Annotated in this window: 21 protein-coding genes; 12 read left to right on the forward strand and 9 right to left on the reverse strand. The window is 62.6% G+C overall.

The window, feature by feature from the left end; genetic code table 11:
* Positions 1-168 precede the first annotated feature (168 nt).
* The 4 genes from EKN06_RS03180 (at position 169) to EKN06_RS03195 (ending at position 5,080) form a co-directional block, all read left to right on the forward strand.
* The gene (locus EKN06_RS03180) at positions 169-621 is read left to right on the forward strand and encodes a GatB/YqeY domain-containing protein (RefSeq protein ID WP_127611403.1); all 453 of its coding nucleotides are present in this window, start codon (positions 169-171) and stop codon (positions 619-621) included.
* Between the two features lie 62 nt (positions 622-683).
* Complete coding sequence (dnaG, locus tag EKN06_RS03185) at positions 684-2,558, forward strand: DNA primase (RefSeq protein ID WP_127611404.1); 1,875 nt, start codon at positions 684-686, stop codon at positions 2,556-2,558.
* Between the two features lie 40 nt (positions 2,559-2,598).
* Positions 2,599-4,650 (forward strand): RNA polymerase sigma factor RpoD, encoded by a 2,052-nt coding sequence (gene rpoD / locus EKN06_RS03190; protein ID WP_127611405.1) that lies wholly within the window; start codon positions 2,599-2,601, stop codon positions 4,648-4,650.
* 205 nt (positions 4,651-4,855) lie between these two features.
* A complete protein-coding gene (locus EKN06_RS03195) occupies positions 4,856-5,080 on the forward strand; it encodes a hypothetical protein (protein ID WP_127611406.1) in 225 nt (74 codons plus the stop codon).
* Between the two features lie 104 nt (positions 5,081-5,184).
* Here the strand turns inward: EKN06_RS03195 and EKN06_RS03200 are convergent, their stop codons facing one another.
* Complete coding sequence (locus EKN06_RS03200; RefSeq protein WP_127611407.1) at positions 5,185-6,153, reverse strand: homocysteine S-methyltransferase family protein; 969 nt, start codon at positions 6,151-6,153, stop codon at positions 5,185-5,187.
* A 223-nt stretch (positions 6,154-6,376) separates the two neighbouring features.
* Here EKN06_RS03200 and rpiB point away from each other — a divergent pair, with 223 nt between their 5' ends.
* Genes rpiB through EKN06_RS03220 form a run of 5 tightly spaced genes read left to right on the forward strand, consistent with a single transcriptional unit; the run spans position 6,377 to position 9,515 of the window.
* Positions 6,377-6,814: a ribose 5-phosphate isomerase B gene (gene rpiB, locus EKN06_RS03205; RefSeq protein WP_127611408.1), complete on the forward strand. Its 438-nt coding sequence runs from the start codon at positions 6,377-6,379 to the stop codon at positions 6,812-6,814.
* A gap of 13 nt (positions 6,815-6,827) precedes the next feature.
* On the forward strand, positions 6,828-8,123 hold the full coding sequence (glyA, locus tag EKN06_RS03210) for a serine hydroxymethyltransferase (protein ID WP_127611409.1): 1,296 nt from the start codon (positions 6,828-6,830) through the stop codon (positions 8,121-8,123).
* A 12-nt stretch (positions 8,124-8,135) separates the two neighbouring features.
* The gene (locus tag EKN06_RS15565) at positions 8,136-8,291 is read left to right on the forward strand and encodes a hypothetical protein (protein ID WP_164843912.1); all 156 of its coding nucleotides are present in this window, start codon (positions 8,136-8,138) and stop codon (positions 8,289-8,291) included.
* Between the two features lie 10 nt (positions 8,292-8,301).
* Positions 8,302-8,778, forward strand: a complete 477-nt coding sequence (gene nrdR, locus EKN06_RS03215) for a transcriptional regulator NrdR (protein WP_127611410.1) — start codon at positions 8,302-8,304, stop codon at positions 8,776-8,778.
* Entirely contained in the window at positions 8,775-9,515 is a 741-nt protein-coding gene (locus tag EKN06_RS03220; protein WP_127611411.1) for an RNA methyltransferase, read from the forward strand. The genes nrdR and EKN06_RS03220 overlap by 4 nt, the downstream gene beginning before the upstream one ends.
* 20 nt (positions 9,516-9,535) lie before the next feature.
* Here EKN06_RS03220 and EKN06_RS03225 read toward each other — a convergent pair whose 3' ends face one another.
* Positions 9,536-9,847: a chorismate mutase gene (locus tag EKN06_RS03225; protein ID WP_127611412.1), complete on the reverse strand. Its 312-nt coding sequence runs from the start codon at positions 9,845-9,847 to the stop codon at positions 9,536-9,538.
* A gap of 276 nt (positions 9,848-10,123) precedes the next feature.
* Between EKN06_RS03225 and rpsD the strand changes: the two genes are divergently transcribed.
* A complete protein-coding gene (rpsD, locus tag EKN06_RS03230; RefSeq protein WP_127611413.1) occupies positions 10,124-10,738 on the forward strand; it encodes a 30S ribosomal protein S4 in 615 nt (204 codons plus the stop codon).
* Between the two features lie 114 nt (positions 10,739-10,852).
* Positions 10,853-11,071 carry a hypothetical protein gene (locus EKN06_RS03235; RefSeq protein ID WP_127611414.1) on the forward strand — a complete coding sequence of 73 codons (219 nt, stop codon included), beginning with the start codon at positions 10,853-10,855 and terminating at the stop codon, positions 11,069-11,071.
* A 3-nt stretch (positions 11,072-11,074) separates the two neighbouring features.
* Here EKN06_RS03235 and tgt read toward each other — a convergent pair whose 3' ends face one another.
* Complete coding sequence (tgt, locus tag EKN06_RS03240) at positions 11,075-12,199, reverse strand: tRNA guanosine(34) transglycosylase Tgt (protein ID WP_127611415.1); 1,125 nt, start codon at positions 12,197-12,199, stop codon at positions 11,075-11,077.
* A 12-nt stretch (positions 12,200-12,211) separates the two neighbouring features.
* A complete protein-coding gene (locus EKN06_RS03245) occupies positions 12,212-12,829 on the reverse strand; it encodes an alpha-ketoglutarate-dependent dioxygenase AlkB (protein ID WP_240654573.1) in 618 nt (205 codons plus the stop codon).
* A gap of 70 nt (positions 12,830-12,899) precedes the next feature.
* On the opposite strand from EKN06_RS03245, the gene EKN06_RS03250 reads away from it, so the two are divergent.
* Positions 12,900-13,661, forward strand: coding sequence for a TSUP family transporter (locus EKN06_RS03250; RefSeq protein WP_127611416.1), 762 nt, complete (start codon positions 12,900-12,902; stop codon positions 13,659-13,661).
* Positions 13,662-13,686: 25 nt separating this feature from the next.
* On the opposite strand, the gene EKN06_RS03255 is transcribed toward EKN06_RS03250, so the two are convergent.
* The 5 genes from EKN06_RS03255 to EKN06_RS03275 form a co-directional block, all read right to left on the reverse strand.
* On the reverse strand, positions 13,687-14,607 hold the full coding sequence (locus tag EKN06_RS03255; protein WP_127611417.1) for a DUF481 domain-containing protein: 921 nt from the start codon (positions 14,605-14,607) through the stop codon (positions 13,687-13,689).
* A 19-nt stretch (positions 14,608-14,626) separates the two neighbouring features.
* Positions 14,627-15,400: an ABC transporter permease gene (locus EKN06_RS03260; RefSeq protein ID WP_127611418.1), complete on the reverse strand. Its 774-nt coding sequence runs from the start codon at positions 15,398-15,400 to the stop codon at positions 14,627-14,629.
* A complete protein-coding gene (locus tag EKN06_RS03265; protein WP_127611419.1) occupies positions 15,397-16,359 on the reverse strand; it encodes an ABC transporter ATP-binding protein in 963 nt (320 codons plus the stop codon). Before EKN06_RS03265 ends, EKN06_RS03260 begins: the two co-directional genes overlap by 4 nt.
* Before the next feature lie 209 nt (positions 16,360-16,568).
* Complete coding sequence (gene queA, locus EKN06_RS03270; RefSeq protein WP_127611420.1) at positions 16,569-17,612, reverse strand: tRNA preQ1(34) S-adenosylmethionine ribosyltransferase-isomerase QueA; 1,044 nt, start codon at positions 17,610-17,612, stop codon at positions 16,569-16,571.
* Positions 17,613-17,684: 72 nt separating this feature from the next.
* Positions 17,685-18,434 (reverse strand): peptidylprolyl isomerase, encoded by a 750-nt coding sequence (locus EKN06_RS03275; protein ID WP_127611421.1) that lies wholly within the window; start codon positions 18,432-18,434, stop codon positions 17,685-17,687.
* Positions 18,435-18,450: the final 16 nt, after the last annotated feature.

Here is an 18,450-nt window from a genome sequence, read left to right on the forward strand (position 1 = left end):
TCTCGAGATTCCAGCGATGCTTGCTAAGGCTCGGTCGCTAGAGACGCGCAACTGTACCGTCAAGGTGGCCGGAACGGTTTCTTTTCGCTAATGGCGGCCAATCCCCGGGCAATCCACGGGCAACCGTCCGCACCGATCCCACCGCATTTCGACAGAAAGACCACACCCATGCTTCGCGACGACCTCAAGGCCGCACAGATCAGCGCCATGAAGGCAAAGGATAAAGACCGGCTCGCCGCCGTGCGTCTCATCCTTGCCAAGGTAAAGGATCGCGACATCGAACTGCGCACCGCAAGCCAGCTGCCGGACGACGACACTATGATCGTCGAAGTCCTGCAAAAGATGGGCAAGCAGCGCCGCGAATCGATTCAGATGTTCCGCGACGGCGGGCGCGAGGAACTAGCCGCCGCCGAAGAAGGCGAACTGGCCGTGATCGAAGAATTCCTCCCAGCCCAGATGAGCGAAGCGGAAACCACCGCCGCGATCGAAGCGATCAAGGCCGAAGTCGGCGCGACCGGCGTAAAGGACATGGGCAAGGTCATGGCCGAACTGAAGGCGCGCCACGGCAGCCAGCTCGACATGAGCAAGGCGAGCGGGCTGGTAAAAGCGTCGCTGTCCTGAAGGCGTCGCATTCGTAACACGCGTCGCTTTCGTAAAAGCCGCGTTCAGGTTACGGGTAGGCGATGGCGCTTTCCCCCCAATGGTTGGATGAACTGCGAAGCCGCATCACGCTTTCGGGCGTGATCGGCCGCACTACGCGCCTGACCAAGGCCGGGCGAGAGTGGAAGGCGTGCTGCCCGTTCCACAACGAAAAATCGCCCAGCTTTACGGTCAACGACGAAAAAGGGTTCTACCACTGCTTTGGCTGCGGTGCGCACGGCGATGCGATTCGCTGGCTGACCGATCAGCGCGGCATGCCGTTCATGGACGCGGTAAAGGAACTGGCAAGCGAAGCGGGCATGGAAGTCCCCGCCCCCGACCCGCGTTCGGCCATGGCGGCGGAACAACGCGCGACGCTGCACGACGTCATGGCATCGGCGCAGGCATGGTTCGTGGACATGCTCGCCTCTCCCGCCGGGGCGGAGGCGCGGGCCTATCTTGAACGGCGCGGCATATCCAATACGGCGATTTGCGAATTCGGTTTCGGCTATGCGCCCGACGATCGCGGGGCCATTGCCAATGCGCTGTCGGGATATCCCAAGGCGATGCTGATCGAAGCGGGTCTGCTGATCGATGTCGAAGGGAAGGAACCCTACGACCGGTTCCGCGGCCGGCTGATGCTTCCGATCCAGGATCGTCGTGGGCGCGCCATTGCGTTCGGCGGTCGCATACTTGCAGACGCTCCCAATGCGCCGAAATACCTCAACAGCCCCGACACACCGGTTTTCGACAAGGGGCGCACGCTTTACAACCTGCACCGTGCCGCCGCCGCATCGCGCCAAACCGAACGCATCATCGTGGTCGAAGGCTATATGGACGTGATCGCGCTGGCCGCCGCCGGCATGGGCGAAGCGGTCGCGCCGATGGGCACGGCGCTGACCGAACAGCAGCTTGAACTGATCTGGCGACTGGTGCCCGTCCCGGTGCTGTGTTTCGATGGCGACAGCGCGGGCCAGCGGGCGGCCCTGCGCGCCATAACTCGTGCTTTACCCATGCTGCGGCCCGGTCATTCGTTGCAGATTGTCACCCTGCCGCAGGGGATGGACCCCGACGACCTGATCCGTCGCGACGGCGCGGCCGCGATGGTGAACCTTTTGGCCAAGGGCGAAAGCCTCGTCAATGCGATCTGGCGATTCGAACGCGACGCCCAGCCCCTGCGCACGCCGGAGGACAAGGCGGGACTGAAGGCGCGGCTGATCGAACATACCGAAACGATCCAGCAGCCCGACATCCGTTCGCTTTACCGTCGCGAACTCCTTGAGCATTATGGCGCTTTCGCCTTTCCCCCCCGCGCCCCCCGCGAAAGCCCGGTCTTCCAGAAAGGCCACAGGGGTTTCAACGCGCGCCCTGTGATAACCGCCCCGTCGGACAGGTTGAAACGGCTGACTCCTGCCGCTGCGCGCAATCGACTGATCGATGCGCTGCTGGTCGGGCTGGCGCGCCATCCGGCGGTGCTGGGCGATGCGGGCGAACGGCTTGCGGGCCTGCATCCCGACGATCGCGAACAGGCCCGGGTTCTCGACGCGATGCTCGAACTGGCCGAGACGCGCAAATTCGCTGCGGAAATCGATTCGGCGCCGCTTGAATCGTCCGACATCGCGGCCATATTGCAGGGACGTGGACTGGCGCTACCCGACAGGGAAACGATCGGCGGCATGAAATTTGCCTTTTTGTCCGATCGAAACAGCGAGCCTGAGGCCACGCGAGAACTGGTACAGGCGATCGAATTGCTGGTGGAAAAGCCCGCAATAGAGACCGCTCTGGCAGAGGCGACGGCGCGGTTTGCGGAAGATCCCGAGGGAGCTTACGCCGAGCAGCAGCGTTTGCTGAAGAGAAAGCTGGAATTCGAACGCCGCCTCATGCAAATGGCGGCAACGCGTGCGAACGCGTCGGCCTGATTTCGGGTCGACGATGATTTACGGGAAACCAGAACGGCATATGGCGACGACGAGCGAAAAGAACGAAAGCGGCGATGCCCCGCTGATCGATCTCAACGAAGCCTCGATCAAGAAACTCATCGCGCGCGCGAAAAAGCGCGGGGTGATTACTTATGACGAGTTGAACGAGGCACTGCCGCAGGATCAGATGAACTCCGAGCAGATCGAGGACATCATGGCCGCGATCAGCGAGATGGGCGTCAACATCGTCGAGAACGATGACGATTCGGACAACGACGGCGAAAGCGACGGCGACAACGAAGACGGCGGGCCCGAAGAGCTGGGCAACGACGACGACGATGACAGCGACGACGATGCCGCCGCAGCGACCGAGCACAAGGCCCCGGTAAAGAAGAAGGAAACCATCGAGCGCACGGACGATCCCGTCCGCATGTACTTGCGCGAGATGGGCGCCGTCGAACTGCTGAGCCGCGAGGGCGAAATCGCCATCGCCAAGCGGATCGAGGCCGGGCGCGACATGATGATCATCGGCCTTTGCGAAAGCCCGATCACGTTCCACGCCATCATCCAATGGTCCGAAGCGCTCAACAACGAAGAAATGCAGCTTCGCGAGATCCTCGATCTCGACGCCATGCTGTCCAAGGAACCCGCCCCCGAAAGTCTGAACGACGAAGACGAAGGCGATGGCGAGATTTCCGAAGCGACGGCTGGCCCCTCCTACAAGGAGGATGACGACGACGATGAAGACGAGAGCGAATCCGCAGATGGCGAAGAGGGCGAGGAAGGCTCCAGCCGCCGGAAGGAAGAGGACGACGAGGAGGACAACACCCTCTCGCTCGCCCAGATGGAAGCGGCACTCAAGCCCGACGCGCTCGAACGCTTTGCGCGCATCACCAAGCTGTTCTTGTCCTTCGACAAGTTGCAGGAAGAGCGGGTCGAGGCGATGGGCCGGGGCGAATCGTTCCCGCCCGCCAAGGAAGACAAGTACGAGAAACTTCGCGAGGAACTGACCGCCGAAGTCGAATCGGTGCAGTTCCATGCGACGAAGATCGAGTTCCTCGTCGACAATCTTTATGCCTTCAATCGTCGCCTGACCGCTCTGGGCGGCCAGATGCTGCGCCTTGCCGAACGGCACAAGGTCAAGCGCGGCGACTTCCTTGACAGCTACGTCGGGCGTGAGCTTGACGACAGCTGGCTTGGTGAAATGGCCAAGAAGGACAAGAAGTGGGCCGCTTTCGCCGATAAGGAAGCCGACGCGGTCGAGCGTATTCGCGCCGAAATCGCCGACATCGCTTCTCAGACCGGCATGGCCCTGCCCGAATTCCGCCGCATTGTGAACATGGTGCAGAAGGGCGAGCGCGAGGCGCGTATCGCCAAGAAGGAAATGGTCGAGGCTAACCTGCGGCTCGTGATTTCCATCGCGAAGAAGTACACCAACCGCGGCCTGCAGTTCCTTGATCTTATTCAGGAAGGCAACATCGGCCTGATGAAGGCGGTCGACAAGTTCGAGTATCGCCGCGGCTACAAGTTCAGCACTTATGCGACCTGGTGGATCAGACAGGCGATCACGCGTTCGATCGCCGATCAGGCCCGCACGATCCGCATCCCCGTCCACATGATCGAAACGATCAACAAGCTGGTCCGCACGAGCCGCCAGTTCCTGCACGAGCAAGGGCGCGAGCCTACGCCCGAAGAAATGGCAGAGCGTCTTTCGATGCCGCTCGAAAAGGTTCGCAAGGTGATGAAGATCGCCAAGGAGCCGATCAGCCTCGAAACGCCGATCGGCGACGAGGAAGATTCGCATCTCGGCGATTTCATCGAGGACAAGAACGCGATCATCCCTGTCGATGCCGCGATTCAGGCGAACCTGAAGGAAACGGTCACTCGCGTACTGGCGTCGCTCACCCCGCGTGAAGAACGCGTGCTGCGCATGCGTTTCGGCATCGGCATGAACACCGATCACACGCTTGAGGAAGTGGGTCAGCAGTTCAGCGTGACCCGCGAACGCATCCGGCAGATTGAGGCAAAGGCGCTGCGCAAGCTCAAGCACCCGAGCCGCAGCCGCAAGATGCGCTCCTTCCTCGACCAATAAGTGATCTGGGAAACCCAGGCCCCGGCGCGATTGGACAAATCGGCCGCCGGGGCCTAGGGCAGGCCATCACCGGCCTGAACAACGTAGGCTGTCGGTGACTGAGAGACCGACGGGCTCCCGCTTACAGCAGGAGCACCCCCATGTCCGCCAACCAGTTCCATTCGATCTCCAGCCCCAAGTCGCATGCCTTGGCGGAGAATCGCGCATGAGCCGCGCCATGTTCATCCAGAAGGATACCGACACCGTCGAGACGATGTGCGCCAAGGCGAAGATCGCGATCAGCACGATCGAAATCCTGCCCAAGGGCGGCACACGGTTGGTCTGCCTGACCAGCGAAGATGCCGATCAGGCCCGCGTGACGTTCCGCAAGTCGATCCTCGATGGCGCCCAACCGCGCAGCCCGATGTCGGTCAGCCCCAGCCGCTGGTGAGTGCGCATTGTGGGTGATAGCCTGCAAGATTGCCGCTGACGGTCACGAAACCCCGCGCTTTCGCGGGGTTTCTCTTACGCGGCGCCGTTGATCGACCGCGCGACCTAACCCGGCACTCCGTGCAATTCGTGGCTGACGCAGGCAACATGCCGGTGATCGGTCCCGCAACACCCCCCCACCACGCGCAAGTTGGGCAATGTTGCGGCAAGTGCGCGATGAAGCTCACCGAACTCGACGGGGTCGCCGTCGTCCAGGTCCTTTGCATTGTCGAGTTCGGCGTGGCTCATTCGCGATGCGTTCGCGCGCAGGCCGCCGAGCCGCACTATCCATGCAGCACCGGTGGCGATTACCGCGCGGAAGTGATCGGGATGCGCGCAATTGACCATGTAATAGGCAGGGCAATACGCCGAAGCTCCCTGCATCGCGGCGCCAGTGGCCGCATCTGTTGCGGCGATCGCGTCGGCCAGCGTGTCGCCCGTCGGCAAACTTCCGTCCGTTTCGACGGTGAAGGATATTGCGACCGGCAATCCGACCTCCTGCGCCGCACGAGCGATGCCGATCGCTTCGGCGACGTTCGTCATCGTGATGGCCGATATCATGTCGACACCGGCCCTCGCCAACTCGCTTACCTGCGCACGATGGAGCGCCAGCGCCTCGTCGGCCGTGGGCACCCTGCCCGGTGCATAGCCATCGCCCGCAGGACCGATTACGCCGTTTATCACGACGTCCGGCACCCGGTCGCGCCATTCATCACGGATCGCACCGGTAAAAGCGGCGGCCTCGCGATTTAGCGCCAGCGCCCCTTCCTCCGTTTGCCCGATGGCTTCGGCCCAGACCGGCGATCCGCGCCATGTCACGGTGTCGAGCACGAAGCCCGTTCCAGCCGTTTGCGCCAGTTCGAGAAAACCGTCGAAATAACGACGCAGCGCCGCGCGGGCCGCCTCATCCTCGATCAAGGCGATGGCGGCAAATTCGGGCGCCGTGAACCCTTGCTGGAAAAACAGCCATGTCTCCAACCCGCCATCGGTCAAATAGGGGCGCTTGGCTTCCATCAAGCGATCGAACTGCGACATCGGACTGTTCCCCGCATTTATCAGACCTGCCCCGGGTGGCGGAAAGCCCTCGTGGCATGTTCGCGCGACCGCTGGGGTATAGCACGACTTGCCCCTGCCCACGGCATTTTTGCGGGCGCGAACATCTCTATCCCCTGCGATGCCGCAATTGCGGTGGCCTTTCGCGGCACATGGCACTATGCGCAGGCGCGAGCCGAATCCCCAATCGCGACACGGGACTGACATGCGCATCGCCATCGCTTCCGACCATGCCGCCGTCGACCTCAAGGCCGACTTGCGCGAATACCTGATCGAACTGGGGCACGAGGTCGCCGACCTTGGCCCGGAAACGGACGAACGGGTCGACTATCCCGATTACGGTTACAAGCTGGCTTCGGTCATTTCCGACGGAACCGCCGATTTCGGCGTGGCGCTGTGCGGGTCGGGCATCGGCATTTCCATCGCCGTGAACCGCGCGCCCGACTGCCGCTGCGCGCTGGTATCCGAACCACTGTCTGCCGCCCTTGCCCGCGAACACAACGATGCGAACGTCATAGCCATGGGTGCGCGCCTGACCGGCCCAGACATGGCCAAGGCTTGCCTCGACGCTTTCCTGACCACCGAATTCGGCGGAGGCCGCCATGCCGGCCGCGTCGAAAAGCTTTCCAACTCCTCCCACTGACCGGAGACCGCCCATGACCACCGAAACCATGATCCGCGCCCCCGGCTTCTTCACCGACGATCTCGCCGCTGTCGATCCCGCCATCGCCAAGGCGATCGACGCCGAAATGGCGCGGGAGCGGAAACAGATCGAACTGATCGCGTCGGAAAACATCGTGTCGAAGGCCGTGCTCGAAGCACAGGGGTCAGTCCTGACCAACAAGTATGCCGAAGGTTACCCGGGCAAGCGTTATTACCAAGGTTGCGCCCCGTCGGATGAGGTCGAGACGCTGGCAATCGAACGCGCCAAGCAGTTGTTCGACTGCGGCTTTGCCAACGTTCAGCCGCATTCCGGCGCTCAGGCAAATGGCGCGGTCCTGCTCGCGACGGTAAAGCCGGGCGACACGATCATGGGCATGAGCCTCGATGCCGGCGGCCACCTGACGCACGGTGCGCGCCCATCGCTTTCGGGCAAGTGGTTCAACGCGGTGCAGTATGGCGTGACGCCCGACACGCACCTGATCGATTACGACGCGGTCGAGGCACTGGCGGTCGAGCATAATCCCAAGCTGATCATTGCGGGCGGCAGCGCATATCCGCGGATCATCGATTTTGCCCGGATGCGCGCCATCGCGGACAAGGTCGGCGCGCTGCTCCATGTCGATATGGCCCACTTTGCCGGGCTGGTCGCGGCGGGCGTTCACCCCTCGCCGTTCCCCCATGCGCACATCGCGACGACGACCACGCACAAGACGCTGCGCGGTCCCCGCGCCGGCATGATCCTGACCAATGACGAGGCGCTGGCCAAGAAGATCAATTCAGCCGTGTTCCCGGGACTTCAGGGCGGCCCGCTGATGCACGTCATCGCCGCCAAGGCCGTGGCGTTCGGCGAAGCCTTGCGCCCCGAATTCAAGGATTATGCCAAGAAAGTCATCGAAAACGCCCAGATCCTCGCCGCAACGCTGAAGGAGCGTGGGGCAGAGGTCGTTTCGGGCGGCACGGACACGCATCTTGCGCTGATCGACCTCACCCCGCTGGGCGTCACCGGCAAGGACGCGGACGAGGCGCTGGAACGTGCGGGCATCACCTGCAACAAGAACGGCATCCCCAACGATCCGCTGCCGCCTACCAAGACGAGCGGCATCCGCGTCGGCAGCCCGGCGGGCACCACCCGCGGTTTCGGCGCCGATGAATTCCGCGAAATCGGCCACATGGTCGCCGATGTGCTCGATGGTTTGCGCCGCTGTGGCGAAGAAGGCGACGCGCAAGTGGAACAGAATGTCCGTGAACGCGTCGAAGCGCTGTGCGATCGATTCCCGATCTACAGCTAAGGAGCATTTCCCATGGCCGATAACGGCATGTCGCCCGAAACCAAGAAAGTCCTGAAGTGGGGCGCCATTGGCGCGCTCATCGCGATTCCCGTCCCCTTCGTTGGCCCGCTGATCGGCGCGGCCATCGGTGGCGGCCTCGGTTATGCGAAGGCCAAGGGCAAGATCTGAAAGTCCCGATTTGCGCTGCCCGTTTTGTGCCCATGAATCGAGTCAGGTAAAGGACTCGCGCCCGGCTGAGGATGCCTCTGCCATCCGCAGGCGTCGCCAGTGCGAAGGCTGCGGGGCGCGATTCACCACGTTCGAACGCATCCACCTGCGCGAAATCTTGGTGCTCAAAAGCGGCGTTGAGGGCCAGGCCGAGCGGCGCGAGCCTTTCGACCGGACCAAGTTGGAACATGCGGTGACGCTAGCCTGTCGCAAACGCGCCATCGATCAGGAACGCATCGACCGGCTGGTGTCGGGCGTCCAGCGCCAGATCGAAACGCGCGGCGAAAGCGAGATACCTTCGGCCGAAATCGGCGAAATGGTGATGGAGGGGCTGCGCCAGCTCGACCCCGTCGCCTATATCCGCTTCGCCAGCGTCTATCGCGAGTTTTCCGAAGCGCGCGACTTCGCGCAGTTCGCGAGCACTGTGCGCGACGCCGCGCCCGAATGAAGCCGGTCGTCGTACTCGTACGCCCGCAACTGGGCGAAAACATCGGCAAGGCCGCGCGCGCCATGCTGAACTTCGGATTGACCGAAATGCGGCTGGTCACACCGCGCGACGGTTGGCCCAATCCCAGCGCCGGCCCCGCCGCCAGCGGAGCGGACATCGTGCTGGAACAGGCGAAAGTCTATGCCAGCGTTGCCGATGCCGTCGCCGATTGCGTGCATGTGCACGCAACCACCGTGCGCAAGCGCGGCGTGAGCAAGCCGGTGCTGACGCCCGAAGAGGCCGCGCGCGATATCGCCACGATGCCGGGGCGTCACGCGATCCTGTTCGGGCCGGAACGGTCGGGGCTCGAAACCGATGACGTCACTCTTGCCCGCACGATCGTGACGGTGCCGATCAACCCCGAATTCGGATCGCTGAACCTGGCGCAGGCGGTGATCCTGATGGCTTACGAATGGTCGAAGACCGCGCATGCCACGCTCCGCCAACCGACGCAGGAAGACCACCTGCCTCCCGCTCCTCAGGCCGATCTCGATGGCATGATCGACCAGATCGAAGCGATGCTGGAGCCCAAGGGCTATTACACACCGCACTCTCGCGCCGTGATGACGCGCCGCAACTTACGCAATATGCTGACCAAGCCGGGCTGGAACCACCTTGAGGTGCGCACTTTTCGGGGCGTGCTGTCGACGTTGGCCAGAACAGAGCGCGATTCGGATAGCGGTCCTGACCGCGATTAGGCGGTCATGTCGCCCGACGCTTAACCGCGCAAGCGCTCCCACTCGTCCATTTCATAGGCGATGGATGCTTCGACCAGGACTTCCCACATCTCCGCCACAACGGCTGTCGGAACGCCGATGGCGCTGGCATGGGCGGTCGCAGCTTCAATCACCGCGCGCTTGCGTTCTTCGTCGCGCACGGCATCGCGGGTCGGCTTGATCCGGGCGGCAGCGCGCATGTAGCAAAATCGCGTGGCGAAAAGTTCGATCAGCGCCCGGTCCGTGGCATCGACCCCGGCGCGCACTTCGATCATCGTTTCACAGTCGTCCGGAGACTTAGGCAAATCGTTCATGGGGCGTGGCTTTGCCCTTCCCGTCCGCAGTTGTCGAGTGTTCGCCATGCTTCGTCCCAATCGGCGCTCCGACACGGGTCGAGCCGTGTGCTTGACTTCGCGGCGCTATGCGTTAATGGGCGCGCATCCACGTCGGACCGGCCCCTTGGGGCTGGATCTCGATAGGCCTCGCATCCCGGTGAAGCGATGGCCGCGGCTGGCAACAGGCCAGTCGGTGCGATGCCGGGTTTCGGCCCTTCGCCATGGTGGCGTCGGGACAGCATATTGGAGAAGACCATGACGAAGCGCACCCGCGCCAAGCATAAACTCGACCGTCGCATGGGCGAGAACATCTGGGGCCGTCCCAACAGCCCCGTGAACAAGCGTTCGTATGGCCCCGGTCAGCACGGCCAGCGCCGCAAGAGCAAGGTCAGCGACTTCGGCCTGCAGCTGCGCGCGAAGCAGAAGCTCAAGGGCTATTACGGCGACGTCACCGAAAAGCAGTTCAAGCGGACCTACATGGAAGCCGCCAGCATGAAGGGCGACACCAGCCAGAACCTGATCGGCCTGCTTGAACAGCGTCTGGACATGGTCGTCTATCGCGCCAAGTTCGCACCGACCGTGTTTTCCGCGCGTCAGATCGTGAACCACGGTCACATCCGCGTGAATGGCGTGAAGTGCAACATCCCTTCGCGCCGCATCCGCGTTGGCGACATCATCAGCCTCGGCGACAAGGCCAAGGAAATGGCGCTTGTCATCGAAGCGCAGAGCCTGCCCGAGCGTGAGATTCCCGACTACGTCGCGACCGACGGCAACGAAAAGGTGACTTTCACCCGCGTGCCGACGCTCGATGAAGTACCCTATCCGGTACGCATGGAACCGAACCTGGTCGTCGAGTTCTACTCGCGCTGATCCATCGGTTCACCGATACGAATTACGGAAAAGGGCGGGATTTCCCGCCCTTTTTCATGTGCGCTGCGAAGGCGGAAGATTATCGTTGGTGATCAGATGGTTGGTCGGGAACACATGGCGCCCATCGTGCATTATCCGGACACTATGCAATATCGTTTTGTCACACCCCACCGCATCGGCAAATGGTACCCGGAGCTCAAGCTCGCGATGAGCCAGGCGTACAAGATAGGTGCCGGCTTCTACGATAAGGCGACGGGCCAGTTCTTCAGGTATCGCGAAACGGAACTCGAAACGCGCGAAACGGTCGACCACGACGATCTGCTGGCCGCCTGAAACCTATTTGCTAAGATAATCGCGCCTGAAATCGGTGGCAAACGACGCAAAGCGACCAGCGCCGATCGCATCGCGCATCCCCTGCATCAGTTGCTGATAGAACGACAGATTGTGTTCGGTCATCAGCATCGCGCCCAGGATCTCGCCGGCGCGAACAAGGTGATGGAGATAGGCACGCGAATATTTGCCGCAGGTCGAGCACGAGCATCGATCGTCGAGGGGATCGGTATCTTCGGCGAACTTGGCGTTGCGAATGTTCAGCGGGCCATTCCACGTAAACGCCTGCCCGTTGCGGCCTGATCGCGACGGCAGCACGCAATCGAACATGTCGACCCCGCGTTCCACCGCGCCGACCAGATCGTCGGGTTTGCCCACGCCCATCAGGTAGCGCGGGCGATCGTCGGGCAGTTGGTCCGGCGCGAAGTCGAGCGTAGCGAACATCGCCTCCTGCCCTTCTCCCACCGCGAGCCCGCCGATGGCGTATCCGTCGAAGCCGATCTCGGCCAGCTTCTGAGCAGAAATCCCGCGAAGATCTTCGTCGAGCGCGCCTTGCTGGATGCCGAACAGCGCGGCGCGGGAAGCATGGTCTTCGCCGCTGTCGAACCCTTCGCGGCTGCGCTGTGCCCAACGCATCGACATTTCCATGCTTTGTGCGATGATATCGCGGGGCTGGTCAGCACGGGGACATTCGTCGAATGCCATGACGATATCGCTGCCAAGCAGACGCTGAATTTCCATTGACCGTTCGGGCGTCAGCATATGCTTCGACCCGTCGAGATGGCTGCGAAAACTCACGCCCTCCTCAGTGATCTTGCGCAAATCGGACAGGCTCATCACCTGATAGCCGCCGCTGTCGGTAAGGATCGGGCGGTCCCAGCCCATGAACTTGTGCAAGCCGCCCAACCGCGCGACCCGTTCCGCGCCGGGGCGCAGCATCAGGTGATAGGTATTGCCAAGGATGATGTCGGCGCCGGTCGCGCGGACGTCCTCGACCTTCATCGCCTTGACCGTGGCGGCGGTGCCGACGGGCATGAAGGCGGGCGTGCGAATATCCCCGCGCAACATGGCGATCTTGCCGGTGCGGGCCTTGCCGTCGCGGGCGTGGATGGAAAATGCAAAACGGGTCATGGCAGCCGCGCCCTAGCGGCTTGGATCGCCCTGCGCCAGTGGCAGAGCCACCGCCTTCGTCTCCAGTGTGCGAAAGGTGATCGACCAGCGCGTGAGCTCCATCGGCACGATCGAATGTTCCCACTCCCGTCGGGCCACCCCGTCGAGGCGATAGGCAGCCCCGGGGTCGAGCGCGAAAGAGGCTCGGTCAAAACCCTGTACGTTGCGGCGGCGAAGGCGCATGGTGGCCGGCGCACCGAGCGATACGCCGACGATACGCCCGAATTGCGGCCGATCGCGATGCCATCCGATCCCGGCACCGGGGTCGTAACGGATCAACATGCCCTGCTCGTAATCGCCCGGATCATCTCCGAATGCGTCGATCGCCCGGTCTCGAATTTCAAGCAGCCATGCAGGCATAGGTTCGGCACGCACGATACAGCCGCCCGCGAAGTCGTAATGCCATCCAAACGAACACGTCATGCGCTTTCCCGTCCATTGCTGAAACCGGAACGGCGAAAGGTCGCTACCGTCGATTGCCTCGCACAATTGCCGCGTCTCGCTGGTCGCAAACAGCGGTTCCGACACCGCCAGCCCAGCCACGGACAGGTCATCGTGGTCGGGCGCGAACAGGTCGAATTGCATCACCATCGCGCGAATATGGGGCGAGCCATGCAAAAGACCACCTTTCGCCTCGGTCTCAAACCTCTATGACCGCCCGATGGAAATTGAACTCTGGCTGATCGTCGTGCTGACCTGCGTCGCCGTATTCACCGGCTTTCTCGACGCCGTGGCGGGTGGTGGGGGGCTCGTCATGATGCCGGCCCTGCTGTTTGCGGGACTGCCGCCATCGCTGGCATTGGGGACAAACAAGATCCAGTCTTTGGCGGGCACGACGATGGCGCTGCGCAATTTTGCCCGTGCAGGCCTTGTCGATTGGCGCAAGGAAAAGTGGCTGGTGCTGATCGTCTTCGTCGGGGCCGGCGTCGGTTCGCTGATGATTCAGCTGATTTCGGCGCGGATACTCGAACTCATGGTCCCGCTCCTCCTCACCGGCGTTGCGCTCTACGTGATTTTTTCGCCCCGCATGGACGATACGAAACGACACGAGCTGTTGTCGCGCAAGGGCTATGCTCCGGTCGCCACGGCCATCGGGTTCTACGACGGGTTTTTCGGCCCCGGTACGGGCAGCTTTTTTGCCGCAACCTTCGTCGGCTTGCGTGGCGAAGGACTAACCCGTGCGACCGGCCATGCAAAACTGCTCAACGTGGCGACCAACGTTGCCAGCGTGCTGATATTCGCGCTGGGCGGAAAGATCGTCTGGCTGCTCGGCCTTGCCATGGCCGTCGGGTCGATGACCGGCTCATGGATCGGATCGCGCTTTGCGGTACGGCATGGGGCGAAGCTGATCAGGCCGCTGTTGGTCACGATCAGCCTGCTGCTGACGGCCAAGCTGCTTTACAACTGGTTTGTCCCGTCCTGATCGCGCTGACCCAACGGGCCCCGTTTCAAAAATCGTAGATCAGGGTAACCCGCGAAAGCGTGTCGGTCTTGGCCGCATCGTCGGGCGGGCTGGTGTCGTGCTCGACCCGGTACGACAGTCGCGCCGACAAACCGCCGCCAATGCCCGCCTCCACCCCGGTTAGGCTGGTTAACGTGCTGTTCTGATGCTGGACATAGGCGGATGCGGCCTGCGTCAGGCTAAGCTTGTCAGTGAAGCGCCAATCCAGATCGAGCACGCCGAGCCCCGCGATGAAACGTTCGTCGGGCTCTCCGATCAGGGACGACCGGCGATAGGCCGGGCCACCCTTAAATTCCAGCTTCAGCTGCTTGCGATCGAAAATGCGATAGCCGACGCCGCCCGATAACGAATAGCGCGCAGCGATGCCCTGCACCCGGTCCCGCTCCACCTGCGCAAGGCCATAGACGAAAGCGCGGTCGGCGATGTCGATGCTGGGTTCATAGGCGGCGAGGAATCGTTCGCGAGTGGTTTCGCCATCGGAGCGCTGATAATCGGCCTGCGCGCGCAATTTGTGGCGCCAGTCGATTCCGATCCGCGCCAGCGCAAGCGAGGCGGTGCCGCCGATGTCGTTGCTGTTGCCGGTGGTGCGCAGAGCGCCAAGCTCGCCCTTCCCTTCCCAGCGATCGAACATGCTTGCGATGCGGAGCGCCTCAAGCTTGCGCAACTCCTCATCTTCCCGCCGTTTGGCGATCAGTCCGTCGAACAGTGCCTTGCGCTGATCGAGCTCGCCATCCGCTTCGGGATAGGCCGCGCGCGCGGCGGCAAGGACGGCCGCGACCTGATCGGGATTGCCTGTTGCCTCTGCCGCCGAAATCATCTTCAGTACTGGTTCGGGCAGTTCGGCGTGGGCCGTCGCGGGTGCGACAAGGAAAATTGCGGCAAAAATCAGTGTGACGGCCCTGTTCATGGCCCCGCCCGCTATCAGATCAGTCGCGCAAGCGCCAACCCGTCTTGAATATCCACCAGATCGCGGTCACGCATCCGGCAAGAAACACCAAAGTCAGCCCAAGGGCGACGCCGATTGAGATGTCGGCCTGACCAAAAAACGTCCAGCGCAAGCCGTTTACGAGATAAACGATGGGATTGAAGAGCGCGACCGTCCGCCACGGTTCAGCCAGCATGTCGATAGAATAGAACGTGCCGCCAAGGAAAGTCAGCGGGGTCAGAATCAACAGCGGCACCATCTGCAATTTCTCGAAACCGTCGGCCCAAAGGCCAAGGATGAAGCCGAACAGTGAGAATGCCGACGCAACGAGCACGATGTAGAAGAACGCGAAGAACGGGTGGACGATGTGATAATCCACAAACAGGTTTGCCGTCAGCAAGATGATCCCGGCGATGATCAGCGATTTGGTCACCGCCGCGCCGACGAAGCCGACCAGCGTTTCCGCCACGCTGACCGGCGCGGACAGCAATTCGTAGATCGCGCCGGTAAAGCGCGGCATATAGATGCCGAAGCTGCCGTTCGACGTGCTTTCGGACAGCAGCGTGAGCAGCAGCAGGCCGGGCACGATGAATGCGCCGTAACCGATGCCGCCGACTTCCTGCATCCGCCCGCCGATCGCCGCGCCAAACACGATGAAATAAAGGCAGGTGGTCAGCACCGGCGAAATGATCGTGCCGAACACGGTGCGCCATGCGCGCGCGACCTCACGCTTGTAGATCGCAAGCGCGCTGCGGTGGTTGAAGCCGAGGATCATGCCGCGATCTCCGGCCGTTCGTTGACCAGGTTCACGAAAATATCCTCAAGGCTCGATTCCCTGATGTCGATGGCGGAATAACGAATGCCCAACCGGGCGAGCGTCTGGGCGATATCGGCCACCGACTCCCTGCCCCCGCCAGCACCGTCGCCACCACGGAAACACAGGGTCATGCCATTATCGGCCAGATGCAGCCCGTCGCGGGCGATATCGGCGGGGATCGAATGCAGCGGCACATCGAGCGCGAATTGCGCTTCGGTCCGGCCAAGGCTTTTCATCATCGCGTCCTTGTCGTCGACCAAGAGGATGCGCCCCTTGTCGATCACGCCGACGCGGTCGGCCATTTCCTCGGCCTCTTCGATGTAATGGGTCGTCAGGATGATCGTGACGCCTTGGTCGCGCAGCAAGTCGATCTGTTTCCACATATCGCGGCGTAATTCCACGTCGACACCCGCGGTCGGTTCGTCGAGGAACAGGAGATCGGGATCGTGCGCCAGCGCCTTGGCGATCAGCACGCGCCGCTTCATGCCGCCCGACAGCATGCGCAATTCCGCATCGCGCTTGTCCCACAAGCTGAGCGATCGCAGGATCTGTTCGACCCGCGCCGGATCGGCAGGCCTTCCGAATAGCCCGCGCGAATAGTTTATCGAACGTTCGACGGTATCGAAAATGTCGACCGCCATTTCCTGCGGCACCAAGCCGATCCGCGAACGGACCTTGCGCCAATCCTTGGCAAGATCGAGCCCGAAGGCGCGAATCGTACCGCCGGTGGGCCGCACCAGTCCGCAAACAGCGCCGATCAGTGTCGTCTTGCCCGCGCCATTGGGCCCCAGCAGCGCAAAGATCTCGCCCTTGCGGATATCGAGATCGACGTTTTCCAACGCACGCGTCGGCGGTGCAGCGCCCCGTCCCGGATAGGTTTTTTCAAGTCCGGTTATCTGCAGGATCGGTTCAGCCATCGCGGCAATGTGATGCGCCCCCTGCCGATTGCAAGAGTAGTGTCCGACGTGCCGGTCCGATCATTTCGCGGGTGCAACGCCGAATTGACGCAAGTCAATGAAGCTCGCCACCTGATCGCGCATTAGTATCCATGCATGGGCCGATCTCGGTTCGTGTCTTCTCCCACTCAAAGGGCCCGCGTCGACAAGATGCGGGCCTCCTTTTTATTTCAAGGGAGCAGCAGCGATCCGTCGCCATAGCTGTAGAAGCGATAGCCCTGTTCTATCGCATGGGCATAAGTGGCCTGCATCCTGTCCAGACCCATCAGCGCGCTGACCAGCATGAACAGCGTCGATTTGGGCAAGTGGAAGTTCGTCATCAGCCCGTCGATCGCGCGAAAGCGATAGCCCGGCGTGATGAAGATCGCGGTGTCGCCTTCGAATGGCTGGATCGTGCCGTACTCGTCCGCCGCGCTTTCCAGCACGCGCAGCGATGTCGTGCCGACCGCGATTACGCGATTGCCCCGCGCCCGCGCGGCGTTCAGCCGGGCGGCGGTGGCGGCATCCATGCGGCCCCATTCGCTGTGCATGGCGTGGTCTGCGGTATCCTCTGCCTTTACCGGTAGGAACGTGCCCGCCCCGACATGCAGGGTAAGCGTTTCGCGCATCACCCCTGCTGCGTCGAGCGCGGCGATCAGGTCGGGCGTGAAATGCAGCGCGGCCGTCGGCGCAGCAACAGCACCGTCATGCTGCGCGAACATCGTTTGGTAATCTTCGCGGTCCGCAGCGTCCGTTTCGCGTTTTCCCGCGATATAGGGCGGTAGCGGCATCCGGCCTGCACGCTCGAGCAGGACTTCGACCGGCTCGTCACCTTCGAAAGCCAGCGTGAAACTGCCGTCAGCGTGGCGCATCTCCGCAATTGCGGTGACTTGCGCCGGGAAATCGATGCGGTCGCCTTCGCGCAAACGCTTGGCATTGCGGATGAACGCCTGCCAGCGGCGTAGGTCGATCCGTTTGTGCAAGGTCGCGCCGATCCGTGCGCCCTGCCCGTCATGACCGCCGCGCGTTCCTTCGAGCTGCGCCGGGATAACGCGGGTATCGTTGAAAACCAGCACGTCCCCTGCCCGCAGCACCTGAGGCAATTCGCGCATGACGCGATCGTTGAACGGCGCGTCGCCGTCGACCACCAGCAGGCGCGCGGCATCGCGCGGGCGCGCGGGGCGCAACGCTATGCGTTCGGGGGGGAGTTCGAAATCGAAAAGGTCAACGCGCATCGGACCTGCCGCCTAGCGGGCCGGATGCGCGTTGGAAAGTGTCTTGGGGGCAAACCGCCGCGTACGTCGCGTTCAGTCGGCCACTTCGTCCCCAGCAGGAGACGTCGTGATGTCACCCCCCGCCGGCAGCGGAGCGGACAGCATGTCAGACGTGATCTTGCCAGTCATCGGAGTCGTCACCGGCGGCGCCTTGTGGTCGCTTGCGAGCGATGCCTGAAGGATCTTCGTCGGGTTCGCAGGCGGCTGGCCGCGCTGAACCTGGTCGACGAACTGCATCCCCGCGATCACGCGGCCGAAGTTCGTATATTTCCGGTCGAGCTGCATCGTGGGATAAAACACGATGAAGAACTGGCTATTGGCCGAATCGTCGTTGCTGCCTTCGCGGGCCGCGGCGACCGATCCGCGCAAGTGCGGCACGCGATTGAATTCGGCGGTAAGGTCGGGAAGTTCGGACCCGCCCATGCCGGTGCCGGTCGGATCACCGGTCTGAGCCATGAACCCTTCGATCACGCGGTGAAAGATGACGCCGTCATAGAAACCCTGACGGGTCAGCGTCTTGATTCGATCGACATGGGTGGGCGCCCACTGCGGCTTCAATCGGATAGCGACGCGCCCGCCGTTCGACAGGTCGAGCAGCAGGATGTTTTCCTGATCAATTTCGAGCGACGGCTCGACCGTCCAGAAATCCCTGAACTGCGCAGCCGCATCTTCCCCCGTCTTTACGCCGGCCTGATCCTGCGCAAAGGCGGGCGTTACGGAAAGAGTGGCAAGACCGAACGCGGCGCTGGCAAGAGCGGCGCGGGCACTGAGGCGGAAGTTCATCTGGCGAAAGCATCCC

The organism is Croceicoccus ponticola, from assembly GCF_004004515.1.
Taxonomy (GTDB): domain Bacteria; phylum Pseudomonadota; class Alphaproteobacteria; order Sphingomonadales; family Sphingomonadaceae; genus Croceicoccus; species Croceicoccus ponticola.

Excerpts from the sequence above, each read along its gene's own strand:
- EKN06_RS03235 (WP_127611414.1), top strand. The coding sequence starts at position 10,853 with ATGGCGCCCATCGTGCATTATCCGGACACTATGCAATATCGTTTTGTC.
- EKN06_RS03265 (WP_127611419.1), bottom strand. The coding sequence starts at position 16,359 with ATGGCTGAACCGATCCTGCAGATAACCGGACTTGAAAAAACCTATCCG.
- EKN06_RS03250 (WP_127611416.1), top strand. The coding sequence starts at position 12,900 with ATGGAAATTGAACTCTGGCTGATCGTCGTGCTGACCTGCGTCGCCGTA.
- dnaG (WP_127611404.1), top strand. The coding sequence starts at position 684 with ATGGCGCTTTCCCCCCAATGGTTGGATGAACTGCGAAGCCGCATCACG.
- EKN06_RS03255 (WP_127611417.1), bottom strand. The coding sequence starts at position 14,607 with ATGAACAGGGCCGTCACACTGATTTTTGCCGCAATTTTCCTTGTCGCA.
- EKN06_RS03195 (WP_127611406.1), top strand. The coding sequence starts at position 4,856 with ATGAGCCGCGCCATGTTCATCCAGAAGGATACCGACACCGTCGAGACG.
- queA (WP_127611420.1), bottom strand. The coding sequence starts at position 17,612 with ATGCGCGTTGACCTTTTCGATTTCGAACTCCCCCCCGAACGCATAGCG.
- EKN06_RS03225 (WP_127611412.1), bottom strand. The coding sequence starts at position 9,847 with ATGAACGATTTGCCTAAGTCTCCGGACGACTGTGAAACGATGATCGAA.
- glyA (WP_127611409.1), top strand. The coding sequence starts at position 6,828 with ATGACCACCGAAACCATGATCCGCGCCCCCGGCTTCTTCACCGACGAT.
- EKN06_RS15565 (WP_164843912.1), top strand. The coding sequence starts at position 8,136 with ATGGCCGATAACGGCATGTCGCCCGAAACCAAGAAAGTCCTGAAGTGG.
- EKN06_RS03275 (WP_127611421.1), bottom strand. The coding sequence starts at position 18,434 with ATGAACTTCCGCCTCAGTGCCCGCGCCGCTCTTGCCAGCGCCGCGTTC.
- EKN06_RS03220 (WP_127611411.1), top strand. The coding sequence starts at position 8,775 with ATGAAGCCGGTCGTCGTACTCGTACGCCCGCAACTGGGCGAAAACATC.
- rpsD (WP_127611413.1), top strand. The coding sequence starts at position 10,124 with ATGACGAAGCGCACCCGCGCCAAGCATAAACTCGACCGTCGCATGGGC.
- rpoD (WP_127611405.1), top strand. The coding sequence starts at position 2,599 with ATGGCGACGACGAGCGAAAAGAACGAAAGCGGCGATGCCCCGCTGATC.
- tgt (WP_127611415.1), bottom strand. The coding sequence starts at position 12,199 with ATGACCCGTTTTGCATTTTCCATCCACGCCCGCGACGGCAAGGCCCGC.
- EKN06_RS03260 (WP_127611418.1), bottom strand. The coding sequence starts at position 15,400 with ATGATCCTCGGCTTCAACCACCGCAGCGCGCTTGCGATCTACAAGCGT.
- EKN06_RS03200 (WP_127611407.1), bottom strand. The coding sequence starts at position 6,153 with ATGTCGCAGTTCGATCGCTTGATGGAAGCCAAGCGCCCCTATTTGACC.
- EKN06_RS03245 (WP_240654573.1), bottom strand. The coding sequence starts at position 12,829 with ATGGTGATGCAATTCGACCTGTTCGCGCCCGACCACGATGACCTGTCC.
- rpiB (WP_127611408.1), top strand. The coding sequence starts at position 6,377 with ATGCGCATCGCCATCGCTTCCGACCATGCCGCCGTCGACCTCAAGGCC.
- EKN06_RS03180 (WP_127611403.1), top strand. The coding sequence starts at position 169 with ATGCTTCGCGACGACCTCAAGGCCGCACAGATCAGCGCCATGAAGGCA.